Genomic DNA, 25,709 nt, shown 5'->3' with positions numbered 1-25,709 from the left:
CCATTCAGGTGGCACTGCATAAGGATCTTCCGCCGCTGCTGGCCCTGCGCGCCTTTGAAGCCGTGGCCCGGCACTTGAGCTTTATCAAGGCAGCGCGGGAATTGTCGGTAACCCAGAGTGCCCTGAGCCATCAGGTACAAAAGCTCGAACAGCACCTGGGTAAATCGCTGTTTATCCGACGCACCCGCGCGATCGATCTGACCGCAGACGGCCAGCAGTATTACGCTGAAATCCGCCCAGCTCTTGACGCCATCGCCGTCGCAACCCGCGCCCAACGGCTGGTACCCAGCGCCACGGTGTTACGTGTCGGCCTGCTGGCGTCTTTCGCCACCCTGTGGTTGGCGCCGCGCCTGGCCGGTTTTCTCAACCGCTATCCGCATATTCAGGTGGAGTTGCTGCCGGCGATTCAACTGGCCAACGTCGCCGCTGCTGAAGTCGACCTGGCTATTCGCTACGGCAAAGGCGATTGGCCCGACGTGCAGGCCACCCGACTGATGCCGGAAGTGATCTCACCGGTGTGCAGCCCGGCGTTCAAGGCCAGCCAAGTGCACAACGGTGCGCTGTTGATGGCCACTTCGCACCGGCCTTTTGAGTGGACGGACTGGTCTGGGCATTATCAAGTCGACCTCAAGCACCACCCGCGCGTCATGCTCCACGACTACAACATCGTGGTCGAAGCCGCAGTGGCCGGCCAGGGCATTGCCATGGGCCGTCATCGCTTGATACAACGCAGGCTGGATGATGGCAGCCTGGTAGAAGCCTTCGATTGGCCGCCCTATCACAGTCAAATAGGCTACTGGTTGATTGCAGCGCAAGGCCCTGCCAGCGACGCCGCGCGGTGTTTCAGCGAGTGGTTGAAGGACATCTGCCGCGACACGTGAGTTATTTCGATACGTCGAATGAGATCTATCCGTTTGTCGACACTCCCCCCTGCCCCACATGCTGAAACCTCCTGACCCCAGAGGATTCACCATGAGCGACTCCCTCCGCCACCGCGTGCAAGCCCTCGGCCTGACGCTGCCATCACCCAGCCAGCCGATTGCCAACTACATCAACCATGTGGTCAGCCAGAACCAGCTGTTTATCTCCGGACAAATCCCACTGATAGACGGCAAGCCTGCCTACGTGGGCCGCCTGGGTGAATCCCTCAGCGAGGAAGAAGGTGGCCAGGCCGCGGAACTGGCTGCACTGGGCTTGCTCGCGCAATTGAGCGATGCCCTGGGCGATGACCTGTCGCGTCTGGTGCGCGTCCTGCGCCTGGGGGTGTTTATCGCCAGCAGCAGCGACTTCCAGCGCCAGGGCGCCGTGGCCAATGGTGCGTCCAACCTGCTGGTGAATGCCCTCGGCGAAAAGGGCCGGCATGTGCGTACGGCAGTGGGTGTTTGCAGCCTGCCGGCCGGCGTGGCGGTGGAGGTTGACGGGATTTTCGAGTTGCAGCCGTGAGCCCGCTTGAGGTCCAACACCTGCGCGATGGCACTCCCGGCTGCCAGTCGGGCACCGTGCACTTCAACCCTGCCGGCGCCTCCTTGCCGAGCCAGGCGACCCTCGATGCCATCATCGGCCAACTGCAACGCGAAGCCCGCGACGGCCCGATGGAAGCCGGCGAACAGGGTGCCGTGCTGGTGGAGAAAGCTCGCCGCGCTGCCGCGCAGTTGCTCAACGCGCCCATCCCATCGATTGCCTTTGCCAGCAGCGGCTCGACCGCCTGGAGCATGGCGTTCCAGGCCTTGGGCCCGTGGCAGCCGGGCGACCGCATTCTGGTAGGACGCCACGAATGGGGCGGCAACCTGGCGAGCATGCAGTTGGCGGTGCAAGCCGGCGCGCGGGTGGACGTCATCCCCTGCGATGCCACCGGCGCGGTGTGCCCCGTGGCGTTGGAAGCCATGCTCGATTCAAGCGTAAAGCTCATCGACCTCACCTGGCTCCCCGCCAACGGCGGCCTGATCAACCCCGCCCAGGCCATCGGCGAAGTGGCCAGGCGTCATGCCATCGCCTACTTTATCGATGCCGGCCAAGCCGTCGGCCAGGTGCCGGTGGATGTGCAGGCGTTGCAGTGCGATGTGCTCAAGGCGGCCGGGCGCAAGCACCTGCGCGGGCCACGGGGCACGGCGCTGCTGTATGTGCGGCCGGATTTCCTCCCGCACTTGAACCCCGCCCAGCGCGACGTGTTTTCCGCCCCTGGAGCGCCGACGGTTTCGACCTGCGCAACGACGCCCGGCGCTTTGAGACCAGCGAGGTGTCCTTTGCCCTGTTGGCAGGCCTGGGCAATGCACTGCAGGAGATGAATCAGCTGGGGATCGAGCGTGTGTGGGAAAAGGTCACGCACACCAGCAGGCGAATCCGCGAAGCATTGCGCGGGATTCCAGGTATTTCCCTGCATGACCTGGGCACGCTTCAATCGGGCTTGATCGCCTTCAACCTCACCGGCTGGGACGCCTTCGAACTCAAACGGCAATTGGGATTGAAGCGGATCAACATCGGCGCCAACGGTGTGGCCTACACCCCGTTGGATATGCAGGCCCGGGGCCTGACCAGCATTGCGCGGATCTCCGTCAGCCCGCTCAACAACGATCACGACATCGAATTGCTGATGACAGCACTGCGGGAACTGCGGGGCTAAACCTCGACGTCCACCCACAAGCCCTGGCGCGGCGCGTCTTCGATCAGCGGCACAACCGGTACGGTGTTGTCGGCATTGAGCAGGTCGCCCGGGATCGCCAAGTGCTGATCCGGGTCCTCATCGGCTTCGCGCCGGCGTTTCTGCTGTTCCTGCTGGCGGCGTTGTTCCTCGCGCAGCAAAAAAGTCGACTGCTCGGCATCGCCCTTTTTCAGGTCGATGGTGCTTTCGTTGGAGCCCGCTTGCACAGGGACCACGGGCGGAATATCGGGTTTCTGGCGGACCGGGTCGAGTTGCGACGTAACCGGTACGACGCTGACGGGCAGCATAGGTGGAAGCATGATAGTTGTTCTCCTGTCAGCAGGCTGTCGGCGGGCCGCGCGACGACTTGAGCGCAGGTTCGCCAACCTGTGACCCAGTCGACACTCACAAGTGCCCTCCACCCGTCGATTGCGTGCTCACCCGGCCGCCCAAACGGAGTAGTTTTTGTCAGAGTCCTTGGGCGTGGGGCCTTGTTCCGTTAACATAGTCGGCTTTTTCACGGCGGGAGTCAGGCAGCATGGCGCAGCAGTATCAACCGGGGCAACGCTGGATTAGTGACAGCGAAGCAGAGCTGGGGTTAGGCACCGTTCTGGCACAGGACGGCCGCTTGTTGACCGTGCTCTATCCGGCCACTGGCGACACCCGCCAGTATGCGCTACGGAATGCGCCCCTCACCCGTGTGAGGTTCTCGCCGGGTGACTCCATCACCCATTTCGAAGGCTGGAAAATGACCGTGCAGGAAGTCGACGACGTCGACGGCCTGCTGGTCTACCACGGCCTCAATGGGCAGAACGAGCAGGTCACCCTGCCGGAAACCCAGCTCTCCAACTTTATCCAGTTCCGCCTGGCCAGCGACCGTCTGTTCGCCGGGCAGATCGACCCGCTGGCCTGGTTCTCGCTGCGCTATCACACCCTCGAACACACCAGCCGCCAATTGCAATCCTCGCTGTGGGGCCTGGGTGGCGTGCGTGCGCAACCTATTGCCCACCAATTGCATATCGCCCGTGAAGTCGCTGACCGTATCGCACCACGGGTCTTGCTGGCGGACGAAGTGGGCCTGGGCAAGACCATCGAAGCGGGCCTGGTGATTCATCGCCAACTGCTGTCGGGCCGCGCCAACCGCGTACTGATCCTGGTACCGGAAAACCTGCAGCACCAGTGGCTGGTGGAAATGCGCCGCCGCTTCAACCTGCAAGTGGCGCTGTTCGATGAAGAACGCTTTATCGAAAGCGATGCCGCCAACCCGTTCGAAGACACCCAGCTGGCCCTGGTCGCGCTGGAGTGGCTGGTGGACGATGAGAAGGCCCAGGACGCACTGTTCGCCGCCGGCTGGGACCTGATGGTGGTCGACGAAGCCCACCACCTGGTCTGGCATGAAGACAAAGCCAGCCCGGAATACAGCCTGGTCGAACAACTGGCCGAGGTCATCCCGGGCGTGCTGCTGCTCACCGCCACTCCGGAACAGCTGGGCCAGGACAGCCACTTCGCGCGCCTGCGCCTGCTGGACCCGAACCGTTTCCACGACCTGCACGCCTTCCGTGCCGAAAGCGAGAACTATCGCCCGGTGGCCGAAGCCGTGCAGGAGCTGCTCGACAAGGGCCGCCTGTCGCCTGCCGCGCACAAGACTATCCAGGGTTTCCTCGGCAACGAAGGCGAAGCGCTGCTGACCGCCGTCAATGATGGCGACGCCGAAGCCAGTGCGCGCCTGGTGCGTGAACTGCTCGACCGCCACGGCACCGGCCGCGTGCTGTTCCGTAACACCCGTGCCGCCGTGCAGGGCTTCCCGGAGCGTAAGCTGCACGCCTACCCGCTGCCAAACCCGGACGAATACCTCGAGTTGCCCCTGGGCGAACACGCCGAGCTGTACCCGGAAGTCAGCTTCCAGTCGCAACCGGACATCGACGAAGAAAACCGCTGGTGGCGCTTCGACCCGCGCGTCGAATGGCTGATCGACCAGTTGAAAATGCTCAAGCGCACCAAGGTCCTGGTGATCTGCGCCCACGCCGAAACCGCCATGGACCTGGAAGACGCCCTGCGCGTGCGCTCCGGCATCCCGGCCACGGTATTCCACGAGGGCATGAACATCCTCGAGCGTGACCGCGCCGCTGCTTACTTCGCCGATGAGGAATTCGGCGCCCAGGTGCTGATCTGCTCGGAAATCGGCAGTGAAGGCCGCAACTTCCAGTTCTCCCACCACCTGGTGCTGTTCGACCTGCCGTCCCACCCCGACCTGCTGGAACAGCGGATCGGCCGTCTGGACCGGATCGGCCAGAAGCATGTGATCGAACTGCACGTGCCCTACCTGGAAACCAGCCCGCAACAGCGCCTGTTCCAGTGGTACCACGAAGCCTTGAACGCGTTCCTCAACACCTGCCCGACAGGCAACGCCTTGCAGCATCAGTTCGGCCCGCGCCTGCTGCCGCTGCTGGAAAACGCCGACGACAGCGAGTGGCAAGCCCTGATCGACGAGGCCCGTGCCGAGCGCGAGCGCCTGGAGCAGGAACTGCACACCGGCCGCGACCGCCTGCTGGAACTCAACTCCGGCGGTGCCGGTGAAGGCGATGCGCTGGTGGAGGACATCCTCGAGCAAGACGACCAGTTCGCCCTGCCGATCTACATGGAAACCCTGTTCGACGCCTTTGGCATCGACAGCGAAGATCATTCGGAAAACGCGCTGATCCTCAAGCCCAGCGAGAAGATGCTTGACGCCAGCTTCCCCCTGGGCGACGACGAAGGTGTGACCATCACCTACGACCGTAACCAGGCGCTGTCCCGTGAAGACATGCAGTTCATCACCTGGGAACACCCGATGGTGCAGGGCGGCATGGACCTGGTGCTGTCCGGCTCCATGGGCAACACCGCCGTGGCGCTGATCAAGAACAAGGCGCTCAAGCCAGGCACCGTGTTGCTGGAACTGCTCTACGTCAGCGAAGTGGTCGCGCCGCGCGCACTGCAACTGGGCCGCTACCTGCCGCCGGCGGCGCTGCGCTGCCTGCTGGATGCCAATGGCAACGACCTGTCTGGCCGTGTCTCGTTCGAAACCTTGAACGACCAGCTGGAAAGCGTGCCACGGGCCAGCGCCAACAAGTTCGTGCAGGCCCAGCGCGATCAACTCACACCGCGGATCAACGCCGGTGAAGAGAAGATCACACCGCGTCACGCCGAACGTGTGGCCGAAGCCAAGCGTCGCCTGGCGGCAGACACCGACGAAGAACTGGCGCGCCTGACGGCCTTGCAAGCGGTCAACCCGACCGTACGTGACAGCGAGCTGGTCGCCCTGCGCAACCAACGCGAGCAAGGCCTGGCCATGCTCGACAAGGCGGCGCTGCGACTGGAAGCCATTCGGGTGTTGGTAGCGGGTTGATTACCGCCCTGCCCTGTTGAATAGAGGCCCGCGCAATGCGGGCCTTTTTTATTCACTTGAGAACAGCGTTGGCGTTGCGGGCCTCATCGGGGGCAAGCCCCCTCCCACAGTTGACCGCGTTGTCATGTCGGTCACCGATCAATGTGGGAGGGGGCTTGCTCCCGATGGAGTCACCGCAATTTCAAGCCGTCGCCGCCCCAGCCGGCACCTCAACAGCCACCAACCCCTCCTTCATCCGCTTGGCATCACGCACAAAACTGCGTGACGCCTGGAACAGGAACAACATGGTCAAGAACAACGCCACCGGAATCAGGTACATGGCGTCATGCAAGCCCACCGCCTTGTAAGCCTCGGTCATCTGCTCGGCCCCCGCCGCATACATCGCCGCATGGGCAAAGTGATCGGACAACCCGCCCACCACAATCGGCCCCATGCCTCCGCCCAGTAAGTACAAGCCGGCAAAGAACAACGCCATCGCCGTGGCCCGCAGGCGCGGCTCGACCACGTCCTGGATCGCCGTGTACACACAGGTGTAGAAGTTATACGCAAACAACCAGCCCACACTGAACAGCGCCACAAACACGCCGATCTCGATGCGCCCGGCATGCAGGGCCCAGGCTGTAGTGACGGTGGAGATGATCAGGCTGCACGCCGCAAACAGCAGTCGGCCATTGGCAACACGTTGATGGATCTTGTCGGCAATCCAGCCCCCCAAGGTCAGGCCCACCAGGCCGGTCAACCCGACGATGACGCCGGTGGCGACCGCCGCGTCCTGCAATGGCATGAGGAAATAGCGTTGCAGCATCGGCACCAAGAACGAGTTGCACGCGTAGGTGGCGAAGTTGAAGCACAACCCGGCCAGCACCAGCCACAGGAAGGTCGGCACGGCAAGCACGCGGCGAATCGGGCGATCAACACGCTCCTGGGAGACTTGTACGGCTTCGGCGGCGCCGCGCTTGGGTTCCTTGATATAGAACATGAACACCGCAAGGATCAGCCCCGGCACGGCGGCGATAAAGAACGGCGCGCGCCAGCTGTCGAACGCCTTGACCATCCAGCCGATGGTGAAGAACGCCAGCAACAGGCCCAAGGGCAGGCCCAGCATGAAAATCCCCATTGCCCGGGCGCGACGGTGCGCCGGGAACAGGTCGCCAATCAGCGAGTTGGCAGCCGGCGCATAGCTGGCTTCACCGATACCGATGCCCATGCGCACCAGCAAAAACGTCCAGAAACTGCCAACCAGGCCGTTGACCGCTGTCAACCCGCTCCACGCGAACAGGCCCCAGCCCATCAGTTTGCTGCGCGAGCCGGTATCGGCCAGACGCCCCAGCGGCAGGCCGGCAATGGCATAAACGATGGTGAAGGCGGTACCGATGATGCCGAGCTGGAAGTCGCTCAGGTGCCATTCCATGCGGATCGGTTCTATGATGATCGCCGGAATGGTGCGGTCGAAGAAGTTGAACAGGTTGGCGAGGAACAGCAGGAACAGAATGCGCCAGGCATTCGCCGCTTGGGTCGAGTTCTGCATGGGTCCGTCTCTTTTATTGTTATGAGAGCTGCGATGCCCGATGCATCCCGCCCGGTACCTGCAACATAGTCAGGCGAGCCGTGGTTGTCTGTAATGATTCGTAAAGCTGATAGGGCATGATTTCACCCGACAACACGGGACTTTGCCGACAAAAATATAAGTGCCTGCCCCCCTTCCCAACGGCCATGACCCGATTAGAATGGCGAGCCTTCCAGTAGTACCCCACTCTACTTTTCTTATCGATGACGCCCATGTCCGAAGCCAGTCCGTGTCTGAGTTGCGGTGCCTGCTGTTCACACTTTCGTGTGTCTTTCTTCTGGGGTGAGTGCGCCTCCTCGGGGGGGACGGTGCCTGATGACCTGGTGGTGCAGATCAACCCGACCCGCGTGGCAATGATCGGCACCGACCAGAAGCCCGCGCGCTGCTGCAGCCTTGAAGGCGAAGTCGGCAAAGGTACGAGCTGCTCGATTTATGAGCAGCGCTCAAGCCCCTGCCGAGAATTCGAAGCTTCATGGAGCCAGGGCGAGCAGAATGTCGATTGCGACGCTGCCCGTGCTGCGTTCGGCCTGCCGCCGTTACAAGCCCCGTTCGAGTTGGAATTGCCCATCAGTGCTTAGCACTAATTGCTATGCACGGCATGCCAAAATCATTCAGAGCAAAGTGCCATTATCGCTGGAAAATCCCGCCAGGCTTCTATACTCGACCTCATAGGTCATCGCCGTAGGCTGTGACGTGACGCTATGACGGGACATGCTATGGAATGGCTAGGTCTGCACTTTTTTACCGACCTCCCGGCAAACGGGCACTTATTACTCAATTGCAGTCATAACCCTTTTCTGGTGCTGCTGGCCTATCTGGTCGCCTGTGCGGCGGGTTTCGGCACCCTGGACATGGCCGAACGGGTTGGCCATGTCGAAGACCCTACCGCTCGCCGCCATTGGCGTTGGCTGGGTGCCGGTTGCCTGGCAGGTGGTATCTGGTCCACTCATTTCATCAGCATGCTGGCCTTCCAGGCCCCAATCGCGATTCACTACGACCTGCTCATGACGTTCGCCTCGCTGGTCATCGCCCTGATCGCCTCGTTGTTCGCCATGCAAACCCTCGGTCACACCAGACTGCGGTTTAACCAATACCTGCTGGCATCGCTGTGGATGGGCATCGGCATCGCCCTGATGCATTACGTCGGCATGTCGGCCATGCGTTCCCAGGCCCGGGCGTATTTCGAACCGGGGCTGCTCCTCGCCTCGGTGGGCATCGCCATTGGCGCCAGCCTGGCCGCATTGTTGCTGTCGAGCTACCTGCGCACCGGTGCCGGCGTCTTCCATCAACTGCTCAAATACGCCGCCAGCCTGATGTTGGGCGCAGGCATTATCAGCATGCACTTTACCGGCATGGCCGCCATGCAACTGATCGTCCCCACGGGGGCCGACCTCTCATTAGCGCTGGATAACAACCCCATCCAACTGGGCCTGTCGGTCGCCGTGATAACCCTGCTGGTGATCGGCAGCAGCATCAGCGCCGCGCTGGCGGATAAGAAGCTGCAGCACAAGGAGCGCGACCTGCGTCGGGTCAACGCGCTGCTCAGCGAACTGGACCAGGCCCGCGCCTCCCTGCAACAGGTGGCTCATTACGATGCGCTGACCGGCCTGCTTAATCGGCGCGGCTTCAATCAGATTTTCGCGGAAAAAATCGCCGAAAAAACGGCTTCAAACGGCATGATGGCGGTTATTTTCCTCGATATTGATCACTTCAAACGCATCAACGACAGCCTAGGCCATGACGCAGGGGATCAGTTGCTCAGTGTTCTCGCCAGCCATATCAAAGGCTCCGTGCGCAGCCATGCGGACGTGGTCGCACGGTTTGGCGGCGATGAGTTCTGCATCCTGATCAGCGTTCACCACCGCGACGAAGCGCGACACCTGGCCCAGCGCATCATGCAGAAGATGAAGGACCCGGTCGAACTCGCCGGCCGTCGTATGGTGATGACCACCAGCATCGGCATCAGCCTGTTTCCCGAGGATGGCCTGACCTGCGAAGAGCTGCTCAAAAACGCCGACCTGGCGCTGTACCAGTCCAAGGACATGGGACGCAATGGCCTGAACTTCTTCAGCTCCAACCTGAAGACCCGTGCCTTCCTCGAACTGCAATTGGAAGAAGAGCTACGCAGCGCCCTGCGCGCCCAGAACCAGTTGGTACTGTTCTACCAACCGATCTTTGACATGAAGCTGGGCAAAGTCACACGCCTGGAGGCCTTGGTGCGCTGGCAGCATCCGCAACACGGGCTGCTGACCCCAGACCGGTTTATCGGAATTGCCGAAAGCAACGGGCTGATCGCCGAACTCGACCACTGGGTCTTGCGCCAGGCCTGTCATGACTTGAGCCTGCTCTCCGACCGAGGCTATACCGAACTGACCATGACAGTGAATTGCTCGGCCCTGAACCTGGCCCGCGATGAGCTGGCGGATGAGATCGAAGATGCGCTGCGCTTCAGCGGGATCAGCGCCAACCGCCTGGAGCTGGAAGTGACCGAAAATGCCTTGATGGGCAATATCAGCAGCACCCTGGCCCTGCTGCGGCAAATCCGCGCGCTGGGCGTGTCGCTGGCCATCGACGACTTTGGCACCGGCTACTCCTCCCTCGCCTACCTCAAGCGCCTGCCGCTCAACACCCTGAAGATCGATCGCTCGTTTATCCAGGACATTCCCAAGTCGACCGCCGACATCGAGATCGTCCAGGCGATTATCGGCATGGCTCACACCCTGCACCTGCAGGTAGTGACCGAGGGAGTGGAAACCCAGGCTCAGTTCGAACTGCTGCTCAAACACGGCTGTGATTTCGTCCAGGGCTACCTGTTGAGCCCGGCGGTGGCCGCCAGTGAAATAATTGGCGCAATGCAAGATATCGACATACGCAATCCGCTCTACCCATTCAGCGTGGCGGGCACCAAGGACACTCGCCCGGCGAAAGAGTCCTCCCCAGGCCGCTCCGGATCGACCTCCATCGTCAGGCCAATTCGCTGACGTCGAATCTTTGGCATTTCGCCATCATTTACCTAAAGATCGCCGACAAACGGCCGATTCATCAGAGTCCGGCCAGGTTTTTCCTGAGCACACAGGGTCAGCCTGAGCGTTCCGGACAAGGACGCACTGTAAAGTCGCGAACTCCCATTCCGTGATGGCCATTTGATACTTTTCAGCCATCCTCCCAGGCACATGGCGCACAATGACTTCTAAAAATAACCCAGCCACCGTGGTATCCGATGTGTTGCTCCCAGCTCCTGCGGACAAGCCCTCAGGTTCAAAGTCATTGAGCACCGCCCGCCCGCTGGCTACCCAGCAATACCTGTACTTCACCGAAACCAATACCGACCGCATCCTCGATAACCTCGACGGCCTGCGCGACATGGTGTTCCCGCGCCCGCCTCACCTGGAAGGCGACAGCGAGCAGCACAACGAGCAGGAATTCCCCTCGGTGTGCCTGATCGGCCTGGGCCGCTGCGGTTCGAACATCGCGCTGGACGTGGCGGAGCTGGTGTACAACGCGCGCAAGTTCTACCTCAACGAATTCAGCACCGAAGACAAATCCTTGGATAAGGGTTACAGCCCGGCCCAGTGGATTCGCAACAACCTGCGCCTGGGCGGCGGCAAGGCCAGCAAGCCGGTGTTCCTGGTGGAACCGCTGGTGATGCTCGGCGACCTGGACAAGGACATCGCCGGGCGTATCCGTTTCTCGCGCAAGGGCGAAAAAAGCGGCTTCCTGCGCGACTACAGCAAGATGAAAATCATGGACCTTTCCGAAGTCCATGCCGGTGGCGCCGGTAACGCGCCGATCCTCGGCCAGTACCTGGCCAAGATCATCCTCAACAAAGACACCCAGCGCTTTTCCAGCCCCGACTGGAAGATGATCCACTCGTACCTGATCGACTCCTGCGGCATCAAGGCCAACCAGTCGCGCCTGTACTTCTCGATCTTCAGCGCCGGCGGCGGTACCGGTTCGGGCATGGCCTCGGAATTCGGCCTGGCGCAGCAGCATTCGTACATGAACAAGACGTTCGACACCAAGCCCGCCGACGAGCACGACAGCAAGAGCGGTCACGCCTTCGTGTTCGAGCCGATCTTCACCAGCGGTATTTGCGTGCTGCCGAACATCTCCGACCACCGCAGCGAAATGTCCGAGGCGCTGCACATCAACGCCGGGCGACTGCTGTGCAAGTACCTGTCGGAAGAATGGGACTTCTCGTACAACTTCGACAATGAAGACAGCAGCGAAGCCAGCGTAAAGGGGCGTATCCGGCCGTGGAACGCGATGATGCTGATCTCCAACGACATCATGCGTTACGCCGAAGAGAGCGATGACGGCAATATCCAGAACATTGACGTCAATGCCATGGAAAAACACGCCAACCAGTACATTTCCCAGCAGATCTTCAACATCCTCACCGCCCAGGCCGTGACCACCGACTACGACCAGAACTACTTCCGTCGCGCCGGCATCGACATCGGCGAAACCATCCGCCTGGACGCAAATGATCTGTTCATGAGCCTGGCCGGGCCGGTGGCGATTGCCTACGCCGAATCCGTCGTACCGGAAACCCCGGCGCCGTCCAATGACAAGTTCAAAGTCTTCGAGAAAGAGCCCCAGCGCCTGAACATCGACGACCTGTTCTTCCGCTCCATCGACCTGCCGCATTTCAACAAGGTCACCCAGGCCATCGAAGGCATCAGCCTGTTGCCGATCGAGTCCAAGCGCTACAAGGCGTCCCTGGAGCAATACAAGAACTCCGGCTACGATGCGGCGGCGCTGCATGACCTGCACTTCTTCAAGAACTGCTCGTCGGTGGTGTCGATCGTCTCGCTGCCCAAGGACTACAAGCTGTCCTACATGGACCTGAACCGGCTCAAGACGCACCTCAACAGCCTGTTCCCCAACACCACCCTCAAGCGCTATGCCCTGGTGATCGGCGCGTCGGCCAACCTGTCGCTGACCACCCTGATCGCCAAGAGCCCGTGCCTGTCGGATGACTTCCTGACGCTGATCGTGGCTTTCATCAAGCGTTGCTTTGCGCGTAACCCGTACCGCTTCGACGACACCCTGGATAACTCGATCCTGGATTTCATCATCCACGAGGACTTCGACGAAGACCGCATCGACGAGCTGCTCAACGAGTTTGAAAACCCGGCGAAGATCCTCGATACCAACTGGTACGCGATCAAGCCGATGTATGAGAAGAAGTACCGCGAGTTGATCAACGACAAAGAGAAGTTCGTGTCGATCAATGACATTCGCCTGTCACGGGATTGTGTGAAGAAGGCGATCAAGTACCTGCGCGAGATTTATCGTCACAGGATCGGCAAGACCAAGGTTATCTCGTTGAACAACCATACCGGCAAGACCGGCTGACTTGAGGGGATGCCATCGCGGGCAGGCCCGCGATGGCGCTTTCAGTGACGACCAGATTCCACCTCATTGGCACACCCGGAAACAATTCCCCAGGCTTTCGGCGCGGCCTGAAACTGTTCCCGTGACGTGCACGTCACCCTTGGCTGTGACCTTTCTCCACGGCAAGATGCCATCACGCTGACAGCGGTTACTCCACTACACACTTCTTCGCGCGAAAAACACGCACCTTTTTCGTGCAGGCTTTTCTTACCCTGCCCTTTCCTGGATCAGAATCCACGGGGAAACCACCACCGCCCATAAGCTCGGATCGCGCTCCACCAGGTCCAATGCCCGCGGTGCAGACACTTCGCCAAGGCTGCCCGCGGCCAGCCAGGCAGCGACTTTGTCGCGATTGTCCTCGGCCATTCCCTCGGCGGCTTCGATCAAATCCAGGCTTGGGTCGACCCACAATAGGGCACCTTTGGCAAAGAACGGTTCAAGCTCTTTCCAGGAGATTTCGGCGGTTTCACCGAGCAGCTTGGCATAGAGGGTGCTAGGTTCTTGCGTCATGGGAGTTCACCTGAAGAAAAAATCGGCGCAATCATAACGTCACGCTTCAGGCAGAAAAACCCAGTTGCAAATGCGTTATCGATTGAAAGGGTCAGGAAAGCCAAGGAATGCGCGAGAGTCAGGCATTACCCCCGCCGCAATTCTGTCTTTTTCTTTCATTTAAGCGACACCCCCGGGGTTTGCCCCCGGCAGCCAGCTTTTCAAGCGATCAACCGGCGCTCTACACTGTACCGGTACAGTTGCCAGGCGGTTGCCGGGGGGATATCCGAGATATCCGATCCGGTTCAGCAGCTCACAAGGCCGCCAGAACTATAAAAAATACAACAGTAAGAGTGGAGCACTATGAATAAGGCTACTAAGCAGATTTCCAAACTGTTTGCCGCTATGGTCCTGGCTGGGGTTGCCGGCCATTCGTTCGCAGCCGACACCATCAAGATCGGCATCGCCGGTCCAAAGACTGGTCCTGTAACGCAATACGGCGACATGCAATTCATGGGTGCCAAGCAGGCCATCGCCGACATCAACGCCAAGGGCGGCGTCGACGGCAAGATGCTCGAAGCCAAGGAATACGACGACGCCTGCGATCCTAAACAAGCCGTGGCCGTAGCCAACAAAGTGGTCAACGACGGCGTCAAGTTCGTGGTCGGTCACCTCTGCTCCAGCTCCACTCAGCCAGCGTCCGACATTTATGAAGACGAAGGCGTGATCATGATTACCCCGGCAGCCACCAGCCCGGAAATCACCGCCCGTGGCTACAAGCTGATCTTCCGCACCATCGGCCTGGACAGCGCCCAGGGCCCGGCAGCCGGCAACTACATCGCCGACCACGTGAAGCCGAAAATCGTTGCCGTCCTGCATGACAAGCAGCAATACGGCGAAGGCATCGCCACCGCCGTCAAACAGACCCTAGAGAAGAAAGGCACCAAGGTTGCCGTCTTCGAAGGCCTGAACGCCGGCGACAAAGACTTCTCCTCGATCATCCAGAAGCTCAAGCAAGCCAACGTCGACTTCGTCTACTACGGCGGCTACCACCCGGAGCTGGGCCTGATCCTGCGCCAAGCCAAGGAAAAAGGCCTGAACGCCAAGTTCATGGGTCCGGAAGGTGTCGGCAACGACTCCATTTCGCAAATCGCCCAGGGCGCTTCCGAAGGCCTGCTGGTGACCTTGCCTAAATCCTTCGATACCGACCCGGCCAACAAGGCCATCGTTGAAGAGTTCGCCAAGAACAAGCAGGACCCAACCGGTCCGTTCGTGTTCCCGGCCTACTCGGCCATTGAAGTCATCGCCGGCGGCATCAAGGCCGCCAAGAGCGAAGACACCGCAAAAGTGGCCGAAGCCATCCACGCGGGCACCTTCAAGACCCCTACCGGCGAGCTGAGCTTCGACGCCAAGGGCGACCTGAAGGACTTCAAGTTCGTGGTCTACGAATGGCACTTCGGCAAACCAAAAACCGAAGTTTCCCCTCAGTAAGCCAGGCGTTACTGGTCCAACAAGCCCACTGTGAGAGCAGTGGGCTTTGTTTTACGAGGTTTATGGGCCTGTCACCCGCGATCCGGGCGCTGGCTCACCTGAAAATCTTAAAACCGTCACCAGCGGTTCGCTGGCAAACGCTTTGTGCAAATGTGCTCACAGAACACAGCACGGGGCCGGAACATGACTCCACCAGTGAAATGCGTATCGGGTTTTTAGGAGCGCTGTAATGCCTGAGATCTATCATTTTTTCCAACAGCTGGTTAATGGGCTGACCATTGGCAGCACCTATGCCTTGATAGCCATTGGCTACACAATGGTTTACGGCATCATTGGAATGATCAACTTCGCCCATGGCGAGGTATACATGATTGGTTCCTACGTGGCTTTCATTGCCCTCGCCGGGCTGGCCATGATGGGTATCCACTCCCTGCCGCTGTTGATGACCGCCGCGTTCCTGGCGTCGATCGTCGTAACCAGTGCCTATGGCTACAGTATCGAGCGCGTTGCCTACCGTCCCTTGCGTGGCAGCAACCGTTTGATCCCGCTGATTTCCGCCATCGGCATGTCGATTTTCCTGCAGAACACCGTATTGCTGTCCCAGGATTCCAAGGATAAATCCATCCCCAACCTGATCCCGGGGAGCTTCTCCTTCGGTCCGGGCGGTGCGGAAGAAGTGCTGATTTCCTACATGCAGATCCTGGTCTTCGTCGTCACCCTGGTGGCCATGCTGGGCCTTACCCTGTTCATCTCCCGCTCCCGTCTGGGGCGCGCCTGCCGGGCCTGCGCCGAAGACATCAAGATGGCCAACCTGTTGGGCATCAATACCAACAACATCATCGCCCTGACCTTCGTGATCGGTGCCGCGCTGGCAGCCGTCGCGGCGGTACTGCTGAGCATGCAGTACGGCGTGATCAACCCCAACGCCGGTTTCCTGGTAGGCCTCAAGGCCTTTACCGCAGCGGTATTGGGCGGCATCGGCAGTATCCCGGGCGCGATGCTCGGCGGCCTGGTGCTGGGGGTGGCCGAAGCGTTTGGTGCCGATATTTTCGGCGACCAATACAAGGACGTCGTCGCGTTCGGCCTGTTGGTCCTGGTGCTGTTGTTCCGTCCGACCGGCATCCTGGGCCGTCCGGAGGTTGAGAAAGTATGAGCAGATATCTTAAATCGGCGTTTTTCAGCGCCTTGCTGGTGTGGGCGGTGGCCTTCCCGGTACTCGGTCTCAAGCTGAGCATTGTCGGCATCAACCTGGAAGTGCATGGCACCGGCCCCGTGACGCTGACCATCATCGCCCTGTGTTCGGTGCTGATGTTCCTGCGCGTGCTGTTCACCCAGCAGGTCGGCGCCCTGTTCAAGCGCAACCGTGGCCCGCTGGTCTCGCCCAAGGTCAGCCAATTCCTGACCCTGCCACGCACTCAGCGCTACATCATCATCGGCCTGATCGTGGCCGCGTTGATCTGGCCATTCTTCGGCTCGCGCGGTGCGGTCGACATTGCCACCCTGATCCTGATCTACGTGTTGCTGGGCCTGGGCCTGAACATCGTGGTGGGCCTGGCCGGCCTGCTCGACCTGGGTTATGTGGGCTTCTACGCCGTGGGTGCCTACACCTACGCGCTGCTGTCGCACTACCTGGGCTGGAGCTTCTGGATCTGCCTGCCGCTGGCCGGCATGGCGGCGGCCACGTTCGGCTTCCTGCTGGGCTTCCCGGTATTGCGCCTGCGTGGTGACTACCTGGCCATCGTGACCCTGGGCTTCGGGGAAATCATCCGTCTGTTCCTGCGTAACCTGACCGACATCACCGGTGGCCCCAACGGCATCAGCAGCATCCCCAAGCCGACGTTCTTCGGGCTGTCGTTCGACCGCACCGCTGCCGAAGGCATGCAGACGTTCCACGAGTACTTCGGGATCGACTACAACCCGGTGAGCAAAGTGGTGTTCCTGTACCTGGTGGCGCTGTTGCTGGCGCTGGCGGCACTGTTCGTGATCAACCGCTTGCTGCGCATGCCGATCGGCCGTGCCTGGGAAGCGTTGCGCGAAGATGAAATCGCCTGCCGTGCCCTGGGCCTGAACCCGACCATCATCAAGCTCTCCGCCTTCACCCTGGGTGCCGCGTTCGCCGGTTTTGCCGGCAGCTTCTTCGCCGCTCGCCAAGGCCTGGTGACCCCGGAGTCGTTCACCTTCATCGAGTCGGCGATCATCCTCGCCATCGTGGTGTTGGGTGGCATGGGCTCGCAGCTGGGCGTGATCCTGGCGGCGATCGTGATGATCCTGCTGCCGGAAATGATGCGTGAGTTCAGCGAATACCGCATGTTGATGTTCGGCGCCATGATGGTGCTGATGATGATCTGGCGACCTCAAGGCCTGCTGCCCATGCAACGTCCACACATGGAGCTGCGCAAATGAGCCGCGAGATCCTGAAAGTCGAAAACTTGAGCATGCGCTTCGGCGGCTTGCTGGCGGTCAACGGCGTCGCCCTGACCGTGAAAGAGAAACAGGTGGTTGCTCTGATCGGCCCCAACGGCGCCGGCAAGACCACGGTGTTCAACTGCCTCACCGGTTTCTACAAGCCGAGTGGCGGCAGCATCCTGCTGGACGGCCAGCCGATCCAGGGCCTGGCCGGTCACGAGATCGCCCGCAAGGGCGTGGTGCGCACCTTCCAGAACGTACGGCTGTTCAAGGACATGACGGCGGTCGAGAACCTGCTGATCGCCCAGCATCGTCACCTGAACACCAACTTCTTTGCGGGCCTGTTCAAGACCCCGGCGTTCCGCAAGAGCGAGCGCGAGGCCATGGAGTACGCTGCGTACTGGCTGGACAAGGTCAACCTCACCGAGTTCGCCAACCGCCCCGCCGGCACCCTGGCCTATGGTCAGCAACGTCGCCTGGAAATCGCCCGCTGCATGATGACCCGCCCGCGGATCCTGATGCTCGACGAACCGGCCGCCGGCCTGAACCCCAAGGAAACCGAAGACCTCAAGGCGCTGATCGGCGTGTTGCGTGAGGAAAACAACGCCACGGTGCTGTTGATCGAACACGACATGAAACTGGTCATGAGCATTTCCGACCATATCGTGGTGATCAACCAGGGCACGCCGCTGGCGGACGGGACGCCGGAGCAGATCCGTGACAATCCTGAAGTGATCAAAGCCTATCTGGGGGAAGCGTAAAATGCTGCAATTCGAAAACGTTTCCACTTTCTACGGCAAGATCCAGGCCCTGCACAGCGTCAACGTGGAAGTGCGCCAGGGTGAGATCGTCACGCTGATCGGCGCCAACGGCGCCGGCAAGTCGACCTTGCTGATGACCTTGTGCGGCTCGCCGCAGGCCCACAGCGGCAGCATCCGCTACATGGGTGAAGAGCTGGTGGGCCAGCAGTCGTCGCACATCATGCGCAAGAGCATTGCCGTGGTGCCGGAAGGCCGGCGGATATTCTCGCGCCTGACCGTGGAAGAAAACCTGGCCATGGGCGGGTTCTTCACCGACAAGGGCGACTACCAGGAGCAAATGGACAAGGTGCTGCACCTGTTCCCTCGCCTCAAGGAGCGCTTCAGCCAGCGCGGCGGCACCATGTCCGGCGGCGAGCAGCAAATGCTCGCCATCGGCCGGGCGCTGATGAGCAAGCCCAAGCTGTTGCTGTTGGACGAACCCTCCCTGGGCCTGGCACCGATCATCATCCAGCAGATCTTCGACATCATCGAACAGCTGCGCAAGGACGGTGTAACGGTGTTCCTCGTGGAGCAGAACGCCAACCAGGCGCTGAAGATCGCTGACCGTGCCTATGTGCTGGAAAACGGCCGGGTGGTGATGCAGGGCACTGGCGAGCAGCTGCTGACCGATCCGAAGGTACGTGAGGCGTACCTGGGCGGCTAAGAGACGGTTGCTGGATAAGCCGGATCTCATGTGGGAGGGAGCAAGTTCCCTCCCACATTTTTTTGCATTGTTTGAAATTATTTCGTCTGACCTTGTAACGAACATCCCCCTCCCGCCTCTAGTGGTGCAAGCAGGCATTCAAGCCTGCTCTTCAACCTACTGCTGGAGATCCACCATGACCACCAAACTGTCCGCCGCTAGCCTCGTCCTCGCCCTGAGTTCGGCCTTGAGCCTGTCCGCCCTGACCACCACCGCCCACGCTGCCGACGACATGCAGAAATGCTTCGGCGTCGCTGAAGCCGGCAAGAACGATTGCGCCGCCGGTGCCGGCACGTCCTGCGCCGGCACCTCGAAGACCAAGGATCAGGCCAACGCCTGGAAACTGGTCCCGGCCGGCACCTGCACCCAAACCCCAAGTTCCACCTCGCCGACCGGCTTCGGCCAGGAAGCCGCCTTCACCGCCAAGTCCTGACCCCTGCCTGGCCTGAGTACGGATGATGACGCTTTCACTCCTACCCGCAGTCTCACCGATTCAGATGCCCGGGCTCCCCTATCGGACCGGGCTGGGGCTGAAGCACGAGCACTTCAATGAAGTGCTCGATACTTCGCCCGACATCGGTTTTTTTGAAGTGCACGCCGAAAACTACATGGTGGCCGGCGGCCCGTTTCATCACTACCTGGGGTTGATTCGCGAACGTTACCCCCTGTCGTTGCACGGCGTGGGCCTGTCCATCGGTGGCGAAGGCCCGCTCAACCGTGAGCACCTGGGACGCTTGGCCGCACTGATCGAACGCTACCAACCCCACTCATTTTCGGAACACCTGGCCTGGTCCAGCCACGGCCCGGTGTTCCTCAACGACCTGCTGCCCCTGGCTTATGACGCCACCACCTTGAGTCGAGTGTGCGAGCACGTCGACCAGGTACAGAGCACCCTCAAGCGGCCGATGCTGCTGGAGACCCCATCGACCTACCTGCAGTTCCAGCGCTCGACCCTGGACGAGACCGACTTCATCAGCGAGATCATCCGCCGCACCGGCTGCGGCCTGCTGCTGGACGTGAACAACGTCTACGTGTCGTGCATCAACCACCAGCGCGACCCTCTGGCCTACATCCACGCCCTACCATTGCGCGCCGTGGGTGAGATTCATCTGGCCGGCTTCGCCGAAGACACCGACAGCCTGGGCGATCGCCTGCTGATCGATGACCACGGCGCGCCCATCGATAACGCGGTGTGGCTGCTGTACGAACACGTGCTCGCGCTGACGGGCCCGGTCGCAACCCTGATCGAGCGCGACAACCAAGTACCGGCCTTCAGCGTGCTATGCGCAGAAGCCCAGCAGGCTGAACGGTACTTATCGCAGGTCCACCCATGAGCCTTCACGACGCCTTTTCCAGCGCCTTGCTGGCGCCCGGCCAACCTTGCCCCGACGGCCTGTTCAGCAGCAACGGGGCCGACCCGGCCAGTCGTTTTGCGGTGTATCGCAACAATGTTCACAGTTCGTTGATCAATGTGCTGGCAACGGCTTTTCCCGTAACGGCGCAATTGGTCGGCGATGAATTTTTCCGCGCCATGGCCGGCATTTTCGTCCAGGCATCCCCGCCCGCCAGCCCGCTGATCAGCGAGTACGGCGGCACATTCGCCGACTTTATCCAAGGTTTTGAACCGGCCGCCAGCGTGCCCTACCTGGCCGATGTCGCCCGGTTGGAACGCTTGCGGGTTCGCGCTTATCACGCAGCTGATACAGCCGTGGTGGATCCGCAAGCCGTTCTGCAGCAACTGCAAGCCCACACGAAGCCGGGGGCGCTGCATCTGCAACTGCACCCGTGCGTTGGCACATTGAACTCCGCCTACGCAGTGGTTGCGGTATGGGCGGCCCACCAGACCGAGGGCGCCCTGGTCACTCTCGATCCCTGGCATGCCCAAGGCGCGCTGGTGTTGCGCCAAGGGTTGAGCGTCAAGGTCTTCGCCATCGACGGCGGCTCGGTCGCCTTTATCAATAGCCTGAAACAAGGCTCGGCACTGGAAATGGCCGTCGCCAATGCCCTCGAGGCCAGCGCCGAGTTCGACCTGCACCAATGCCTCACGCTGCTGATCAACCACGACGCACTCACTCATCTGCTCCCAGAACAACAGGTATCACCATGAACACTTCCGCTTCGTGTCTGATCAAGCAGGCCATCGCGCTTTTCGAGAAAATCCCTTACAGCCTGATCGCGTTTATTGCGCGCTTCTCCATTGCGGCAGTGTTCTGGAAGTCCGGGCAAACCAAGGTCGAAGGCCTTGCCATTGACCTGATCAACGGCACGTTCGAATTCGGTACCCCCAAACTCGCCGCCTCGACATTGCCGCTGTTTCGCAGTGAATACCGCGTGCCGTTGCTGTCGCCGGAAGTCGCCGCGCACATGGCGGCGTTTGCCGAGCACTTTTTCCCGGTGCTGATCCTGGTGGGCCTGGCCACGCGCTTCTCAGCCCTGGCCTTGATCGGCATGACCCTGGTCATTCAGTTGTTCGTGTACCCGGACGCCTACCCCACCCACGGCACCTGGATGGCGCTGCTGTTGCTGTTGGTCGCCAAAGGCCCGGGCAGCCTGTCCATCGACCACCTGATTGCGCGCCGCTACCGTTAAAGCCGATCCAGTGCCTCGCCGCTGCGCTTGAACCAGTCCACCAGGTAGTCGGCCAATACTTGGGTACGTCTCGGCAGGCCGCCTTGATAAGGATGGACCAGGTACATCGGCATACTCCGCGTCTGGTAATCACGCAGTAGCCAACACAATCGGCCGTCAGCCAATTCCGTCGGCAGCACGTAGGACGGCAAGCGGGCGATACCGGCACCGACCAGGGCAGCCTTCTTCAGCAAGTTGTAATGGTTGGAGGCAAAGGTGCCGCTCACCCTCACCCGCAACAACTCGTGCTGCTGGTGATACAGCCATTCCTCGCGACCGCTGTAGTGGCTGTTGAGTAAACAGGTGTGCGCCGCAAGATCCCCAGGGGTCAGTGGCTCGCCATGTTGCTCCAGGTAAGCGGGACTGGCACAGGTCATCTCGTGCCAGGCCAGCAGCGGCCTGGCCACCAGACGCTCGTTTTCAATCGCCCCCGAGCGCACCCCCAGGTCAAAGCCGTCTCGCGCCAGGTCTCGGTAGCTGTTGTTGAGCTCCAGCTCGATCTGCACCTGTGGATACTGCTTGGAAAACTCCAGCAACAAACCATCGAAGAAGGTTTCCCCTAATGAAACCGGAACCGTCATACGCACAGGCCCGGCCAAATCGTCCTTGAGACGCGCCAATGCCTGTCGGGCGCGATCCACCTGCACCACCAGCGCTTGCGCCTGGGGCAACAGCGCCGCACCGGCGGCGGTCAGGCTGAGCCTGCGTGTGGTGCGGTGCAGCAAGACCACGCTGAACTGTGCCTCCAAATGGCTGATGCGCTTGGACAGCTGGCCCTTACTGCAACCCAGTTGCTCGGCCGCCACGGTAAAACTGCCGGCTTCAATCAGTACGGCAAAGGCCGCCAGGTCATCCATCTCGCTCATGGACTGTTTCCATTTGAAAACCAAAGGTTGCCTATTAGCACGTTTATCCGTCTGAAAAGCCACCCTAGACTTGATGCCTACCCCCCTACTGTAGGAGCGAGCTTGCTCGCGAAAATCGTCAACGATAACGCGCTCAGCCTGGTACACAGCGGCGCTTTTGCGTTTTTCGCGGGCAAGCCCGCTCCTACAGTTCCTGAGAAACCCAGAGGAACAGCACCATGAAAATCCTATTGATTGGCGCCAGTGGCACCGTCGGCTCGGCAGTCAAGGCCGAACTGGCCCAGCGTCACGAAGTGATCAGCATTGGCCGCAGCAGCGGCGACTTCCAGGTGGATATCAGCGACAGCACCTCGATCCGCAACCTGTTCGAGCAGACCGGCAAATTCGATGCACTTGTCTGCACTGCAGGCAACGTGAATTTCGTGGCGCTGGGGGATATGGGCGAAAGCGACTTTGAACTGGGCCTGCGTGACAAGCTGATGGGCCAGGTCAACCTACTGTTGATCGGCCGCGAGTATGCCAACGACGGCGCGTCGTTCACCTTCACCAGTGGCATTCTCAACCGTGACCCGATCCGTACTGGCGCTTCGGCTGCGCTGGTCAATGGCGCACTCGACGCGTTCATCAAAGCCGCGGCAATCGAATTGCCACGGGGGCTACGCATCAACTCCGTGAGCCCGACCGTGCTGGTGGAGGCCATGGGCAGCTACGCACCGTACTTCCGTGGCTATAAACCGGTTCCGGGGGCCGATGTGGGATTGGCCTATGCAAAAAGCGTGGAAGGCTTACAGACCGGCCAGACATTTATTGTTGGCTGAATGTAACCATTGTAAGAATTGCCTGAAGCAGGGCTGCGGGGTTGTGATGCAACGCCAGCCTGCGTAACGTGGCGGCACTTGTCTGGAGACCCGATCATGCGTGCCGCCCGTACCCTCGCCCTGTTTGCCTTGCTTCCTGTGTTCGCCGCTTGCCAGATGTTCGAAAACGAGCCGACCAAGCCGTCTACCGCCGGGTTGACCCGCATGCAGGGCGAACTCACGGCGGTAGGTAGCAAGCTGCTGTTCCAGCCGTGCGACGATAAACGCAACTATGTCGTCAACGACACCAGTGGCACCAGCATCCTGCAGGAAGCGGCGTCCCTGGCCGGCCAGCAAGGGGCATTGTTTGCCGATTTGCGTGGCAAGTTCTCGGGCGTCGCCAGCGGCACCCAGGGCAGCGTCGACCTGCAACAACTCTATCGCGTAGAGCGCTCGACCTCTGCCTGCACCGACCCGGACTTCAAGCGCATGACCCTGCGGGCCAACGGCCACAAGCCAGCCTGGGCCATGAACGTCACCGCCAAGGGCATGGTGCTCGAGCGTGAAGGCCAGCCGCCACTGGCGGTGCCTTATGTCGAAGAGCAGATCGGCGACGGCCGCTTCAACCTGATGACCGAAGCCAACAACCAGCACATCGAACTGTGGGTCGCGCCCCAGCGCTGCATCGACAGTGTCAGCGGCAGCCTGCAACACATGACGGCGGAGTTGCGCGTCAACGGCCAGGTACAGCGCGGTTGCGCCGCGTTTGGTGGTTCCCGGGACGACTGATTCGGCCCTGCGCTGTTTTAACCTGACGGAAAACCGCCATTGGGGCTTATAATCGCCGGTTTGCAAAACAGCCGGCCTCTTTGTCCGCCGCCTACCGGATCCCGTCATGTTACGAATCACCGAACTCAAGCTGCCCATCGACCATCCCGAAGAAGACCTGCGGCCTGCCATTGTGCAGCGCCTGGGCATCGCCAGTGATGACCTGCTCGATTTCACCCTGTTCAAACGCAGCTACGACGCGCGCAAGAAGTCGTCGGAGCTGTGCTTCATCTACACCATCGACCTCAATGTGAAGGGTGAGGCCGCCCTGCTGCTCAAGTTCGCCGATGACCGCAACGTCAACCCCGCGCCGGACGTCAGCTACAAGGTCGTGGGCCAGGCCCCGGAAGGCTTGGTCGAACGGCCTGTGGTCGTCGGTTTTGGCCCGTGCGGTATCTTCGCCGGACTGTTGCTGGCGCAGATGGGCTTCAAGCCGATCATCCTCGAACGCGGCAAGGAAGTACGCCAGCGCACCAAGGACACCTGGGGCCTGTGGCGCAAAAGCGTGCTCAACCCCGAGTCCAACGTGCAGTTCGGTGAAGGCGGCGCCGGGACCTTCTCCGACGGCAAGCTCTACAGTCAGATCAAGGACCCGAAATTCCACGGCCGCAAAGTCCTGCACGAGTTCGTCAAGGCCGGCGCGCCGGAAGAAATCCTCTACGTCAGCAAACCCCACATCGGTACCTTCCGCCTGACCGGCGTGGTGGAAAACATGCGCGAGCAGATCATCGCCCTGGGCGGTGAAGTGCGTTTCGAGCAACGGGTGACCGACGTGCTGATCGAAGACGGCCAGTTGAATGGCGTGGTCATCGACGGTGGTGAGCAGATCCTCTCCAGGCATGTGATCCTGGCCCTCGGCCACAGCGCCCGCGACACCTTCCGCATGCTCCACGGCCGTGGCGTCTACATGGAAGCCAAACCGTTCTCGGTGGGGTTCCGGATCGAACACCCGCAATCGCTGATCGACGCCGCGCGCCTGGGCAAATATGCCGGGCACCCGAAGCTGGGCGCCGCCGACTACAAGCTGGTGCACCACGCCAAGAACGGCCGTTCGGTCTACAGCTTCTGCATGTGCCCGGGTGGCACCGTGGTGGCAGCGACCTCCGAGCCGAACCGTGTGGTGACCAACGGCATGAGCCAGTACTCGCGTAACGAGCGCAATGCCAACTCCGGCATCGTCGTCGGCATCACGCCGGAAGTGGATTACCCAGGCGGCCCGCTGGCGGGTATCGAGTTGCAGGAGCGCCTGGAGTCCCACGCCTACATCCTCGGCGGCAGCAACTACGAGGCTCCGGCACAGTTGGTCGGCGACTTTATCGCTGGCAAGCCGTCCACGGCGATCGGCAGTGTGGAACCGTCCTACAAGCCAGGGGTGGCCCTGGGTGACCTGGCCCTGGCCTTGCCGGACTTCGCCATCGAAGCGATCCGCGAAGCACTGCCGGCGTTCGAGAAGCAGATCAAGGGCTACTCGCTGCACGATGCCATGTTGACCGGTATCGAGACGCGCACCTCGTCGCCGCTGCGGATTACCCGTGACGAATCGATGCAGAGCCTGAACGTGAAAGGTCTGTTCCCGGCCGGTGAAGGCGCTGGGTATGCGGGTGGGATTCTGTCGGCCGGTGTCGACGGGATTCGGATTGCCGAGGCGTTGGCGCGGGATATGCTCGGCATCGAGGCCTGAGAACAGCGCAAATTAAATGTGGGAGGCGGC

The 25,709-nt window shown here is 61.0% G+C and carries 22 protein-coding genes and 1 pseudogene; 19 read left to right on the top strand and 4 right to left on the bottom strand.

Annotated features, from left to right (window positions below; genetic code table 11):
- Positions 1–8: 8 nt before the first annotated feature.
- The 3 genes and pseudogenes from BLW22_RS04330 to BLW22_RS04320 all read left to right on the top strand — a co-directional run bounded on the left by BLW22_RS04330 (position 9) and on the right by BLW22_RS04320 (position 2,620).
- Entirely contained in the window at positions 9–881 is an 873-nt protein-coding gene (locus BLW22_RS04330) for a LysR substrate-binding domain-containing protein (RefSeq protein ID WP_074844297.1), read from the top strand.
- Between the two features lie 91 nt (positions 882–972).
- Positions 973–1,443 carry a RidA family protein gene (locus BLW22_RS04325; RefSeq protein ID WP_074844295.1) on the top strand — a complete coding sequence of 157 codons (471 nt, stop codon included), beginning with the start codon at positions 973–975 and terminating at the stop codon, positions 1,441–1,443.
- Positions 1,440–2,620: pseudogene (locus BLW22_RS04320) on the top strand (aminotransferase class V-fold PLP-dependent enzyme). Before BLW22_RS04325 ends, BLW22_RS04320 begins: the two are co-directional and overlap by 4 nt.
- Here BLW22_RS04320 and BLW22_RS04315 read toward each other — a convergent pair.
- Positions 2,617–2,958: an aspartate-semialdehyde dehydrogenase gene (locus BLW22_RS04315; protein ID WP_065926412.1), complete on the bottom strand. Its 342-nt coding sequence runs from the start codon at positions 2,956–2,958 to the stop codon at positions 2,617–2,619. The pseudogene BLW22_RS04320 and the gene BLW22_RS04315 sit on opposite strands and share 4 nt — an antisense overlap.
- 218 nt (positions 2,959–3,176) lie before the next feature.
- On the opposite strand from BLW22_RS04315, the gene rapA reads away from it, so the two are divergent.
- On the top strand, positions 3,177–6,023 hold the full coding sequence (rapA, locus tag BLW22_RS04310) for an RNA polymerase-associated protein RapA (RefSeq protein ID WP_065926413.1): 2,847 nt from the start codon (positions 3,177–3,179) through the stop codon (positions 6,021–6,023).
- Between the two features lie 181 nt (positions 6,024–6,204).
- Here the strand turns inward: rapA and BLW22_RS04305 are convergent, their stop codons facing one another.
- Entirely contained in the window at positions 6,205–7,551 is a 1,347-nt protein-coding gene (locus BLW22_RS04305) for a spinster family MFS transporter (protein WP_065947325.1), read from the bottom strand.
- 251 nt (positions 7,552–7,802) lie between these two features.
- On the opposite strand from BLW22_RS04305, the gene BLW22_RS04295 reads away from it, so the two are divergent.
- The 3 genes from BLW22_RS04295 (at position 7,803) to BLW22_RS04285 (ending at position 12,951) form a co-directional block, all read left to right on the top strand.
- Positions 7,803–8,168: a YkgJ family cysteine cluster protein gene (locus BLW22_RS04295; RefSeq protein WP_027604417.1), complete on the top strand. Its 366-nt coding sequence runs from the start codon at positions 7,803–7,805 to the stop codon at positions 8,166–8,168.
- A 138-nt stretch (positions 8,169–8,306) separates the two neighbouring features.
- Positions 8,307–10,571 carry a putative bifunctional diguanylate cyclase/phosphodiesterase gene (locus tag BLW22_RS04290; RefSeq protein ID WP_065926415.1) on the top strand — a complete coding sequence of 755 codons (2,265 nt, stop codon included), beginning with the start codon at positions 8,307–8,309 and terminating at the stop codon, positions 10,569–10,571.
- Positions 10,572–10,773: 202 nt separating this feature from the next.
- Positions 10,774–12,951: a hypothetical protein gene (locus BLW22_RS04285; RefSeq protein ID WP_074844292.1), complete on the top strand. Its 2,178-nt coding sequence runs from the start codon at positions 10,774–10,776 to the stop codon at positions 12,949–12,951.
- Between the two features lie 246 nt (positions 12,952–13,197).
- On the opposite strand, the gene BLW22_RS04280 is transcribed toward BLW22_RS04285, so the two are convergent.
- Entirely contained in the window at positions 13,198–13,500 is a 303-nt protein-coding gene (locus BLW22_RS04280; protein WP_065926417.1) for a DUF2288 domain-containing protein, read from the bottom strand.
- Positions 13,501–13,842: 342 nt separating this feature from the next.
- Here BLW22_RS04280 and BLW22_RS04275 point away from each other — a divergent pair, with 342 nt between their 5' ends.
- The 9 genes from BLW22_RS04275 to BLW22_RS04235 all read left to right on the top strand — a co-directional run bounded on the left by BLW22_RS04275 (position 13,843) and on the right by BLW22_RS04235 (position 21,468).
- A complete protein-coding gene (locus BLW22_RS04275; protein ID WP_027604422.1) occupies positions 13,843–14,970 on the top strand; it encodes a branched-chain amino acid ABC transporter substrate-binding protein in 1,128 nt (375 codons plus the stop codon).
- Positions 14,971–15,199: 229 nt separating this feature from the next.
- Positions 15,200–16,123: a high-affinity branched-chain amino acid ABC transporter permease LivH gene (gene livH, locus BLW22_RS04270; protein ID WP_003172375.1), complete on the top strand. Its 924-nt coding sequence runs from the start codon at positions 15,200–15,202 to the stop codon at positions 16,121–16,123.
- Positions 16,120–17,373, top strand: a complete 1,254-nt coding sequence (locus BLW22_RS04265; protein ID WP_027604423.1) for a high-affinity branched-chain amino acid ABC transporter permease LivM — start codon at positions 16,120–16,122, stop codon at positions 17,371–17,373. Before livH ends, BLW22_RS04265 begins: the two co-directional genes overlap by 4 nt.
- Positions 17,370–18,137: a high-affinity branched-chain amino acid ABC transporter ATP-binding protein LivG gene (gene livG / locus BLW22_RS04260; RefSeq protein WP_027604424.1), complete on the top strand. Its 768-nt coding sequence runs from the start codon at positions 17,370–17,372 to the stop codon at positions 18,135–18,137. Before BLW22_RS04265 ends, livG begins: the two co-directional genes overlap by 4 nt.
- 1 nt (position 18,138) lies before the next feature.
- On the top strand, positions 18,139–18,840 hold the full coding sequence (locus tag BLW22_RS04255) for an ABC transporter ATP-binding protein (RefSeq protein ID WP_074844291.1): 702 nt from the start codon (positions 18,139–18,141) through the stop codon (positions 18,838–18,840).
- Between the two features lie 175 nt (positions 18,841–19,015).
- Positions 19,016–19,312, top strand: a complete 297-nt coding sequence (locus BLW22_RS04250; RefSeq protein ID WP_027604425.1) for a BufA1 family periplasmic bufferin-type metallophore — start codon at positions 19,016–19,018, stop codon at positions 19,310–19,312.
- A gap of 22 nt (positions 19,313–19,334) precedes the next feature.
- Complete coding sequence (gene bufB, locus BLW22_RS04245) at positions 19,335–20,213, top strand: MNIO family bufferin maturase (protein ID WP_065947324.1); 879 nt, start codon at positions 19,335–19,337, stop codon at positions 20,211–20,213.
- Positions 20,210–20,986, top strand: coding sequence for an HvfC/BufC N-terminal domain-containing protein (locus BLW22_RS04240; protein ID WP_065947323.1), 777 nt, complete (start codon positions 20,210–20,212; stop codon positions 20,984–20,986). The genes bufB and BLW22_RS04240 overlap by 4 nt, the downstream gene beginning before the upstream one ends.
- Positions 20,983–21,468 carry a DoxX family protein gene (locus tag BLW22_RS04235; RefSeq protein ID WP_074844290.1) on the top strand — a complete coding sequence of 162 codons (486 nt, stop codon included), beginning with the start codon at positions 20,983–20,985 and terminating at the stop codon, positions 21,466–21,468. Before BLW22_RS04240 ends, BLW22_RS04235 begins: the two co-directional genes overlap by 4 nt.
- On the opposite strand, the gene BLW22_RS04230 is transcribed toward BLW22_RS04235, so the two are convergent.
- Positions 21,465–22,373, bottom strand: a complete 909-nt coding sequence (locus BLW22_RS04230; protein ID WP_065947321.1) for a LysR family transcriptional regulator — start codon at positions 22,371–22,373, stop codon at positions 21,465–21,467. The genes BLW22_RS04235 and BLW22_RS04230 overlap by 4 nt on opposite strands.
- A gap of 218 nt (positions 22,374–22,591) precedes the next feature.
- Here BLW22_RS04230 and BLW22_RS04225 point away from each other — a divergent pair, with 218 nt between their 5' ends.
- From BLW22_RS04225 to BLW22_RS04215, 3 genes are all read left to right on the top strand, one after another.
- Complete coding sequence (locus BLW22_RS04225) at positions 22,592–23,191, top strand: short chain dehydrogenase (RefSeq protein ID WP_065947320.1); 600 nt, start codon at positions 22,592–22,594, stop codon at positions 23,189–23,191.
- A 96-nt stretch (positions 23,192–23,287) separates the two neighbouring features.
- On the top strand, positions 23,288–23,959 hold the full coding sequence (locus tag BLW22_RS04220) for a COG3650 family protein (protein WP_065926423.1): 672 nt from the start codon (positions 23,288–23,290) through the stop codon (positions 23,957–23,959).
- Positions 23,960–24,065: 106 nt separating this feature from the next.
- Positions 24,066–25,679 (top strand): NAD(P)/FAD-dependent oxidoreductase, encoded by a 1,614-nt coding sequence (locus tag BLW22_RS04215; RefSeq protein WP_074844286.1) that lies wholly within the window; start codon positions 24,066–24,068, stop codon positions 25,677–25,679.
- The last annotated feature ends 30 nt before the right edge of the window (positions 25,680–25,709 follow it).

The organism is Pseudomonas marginalis (genome assembly GCF_900105325.1).
Taxonomy (GTDB): Bacteria; Pseudomonadota; Gammaproteobacteria; order Pseudomonadales; family Pseudomonadaceae; genus Aquipseudomonas; species Aquipseudomonas marginalis.
Note: the sequence above shows the minus strand (reverse complement) of the source record. Positions and strands in the feature narration are given on the sequence as shown.